Origin of the sequence: Staphylococcus intermedius NCTC 11048 (assembly GCF_002902385.1) — a bacterium.
In the GTDB taxonomy this organism is placed as follows: Bacteria; Bacillota; Bacilli; order Staphylococcales; family Staphylococcaceae; genus Staphylococcus; species Staphylococcus intermedius.
In genome coordinates this window covers 1-362 of sequence record NZ_PPQH01000176.1, presented here as the reverse complement: position 1 = coordinate 362, position 362 = coordinate 1, and the positions used below count along the sequence as shown (strand labels likewise).

The window sequence follows — 362 nt, the reverse complement described above, 5'->3', positions numbered from 1 at the left end:
ATTGTGATGACTCCTACGGGACTCGAACCCGTGTTACCGCCGTGAAAGGGCGGTGTCTTAACCGCTTGACCAAGGAGCCAAATCATTAGAACTGTAAAGGACTTTTTAAGTATATATTTAACCATTAGAAACGTCAATATGTTCCTATGAAAAATATGTGTAATTTAGATACTTTTTGGCAAAAACATACCTAAAGTGATGAATTAACTTCCCTCCTTCCCCTTTTACTAATCCTATCACGAAACAAACAATCTTAAAAAAAGACTCTCAAGGCGAAAGGAGGGCCTTGAGAGTATATGGAATCTTAAACATGATTAGGAGAATACAAATACGATGTAGAAATGTATCCTACACCTTATATT

At 36.5% G+C, this 362-nt stretch carries 1 tRNA gene; it reads right to left on the bottom strand.

The annotated features are described in order from the left end of the window. Window positions 1-7: 7 nt before the first annotated feature. Window positions 8-79: transfer RNA gene (locus CD138_RS14000), tRNA-Glu, on the bottom strand. Window positions 80-362: the final 283 nt, after the last annotated feature.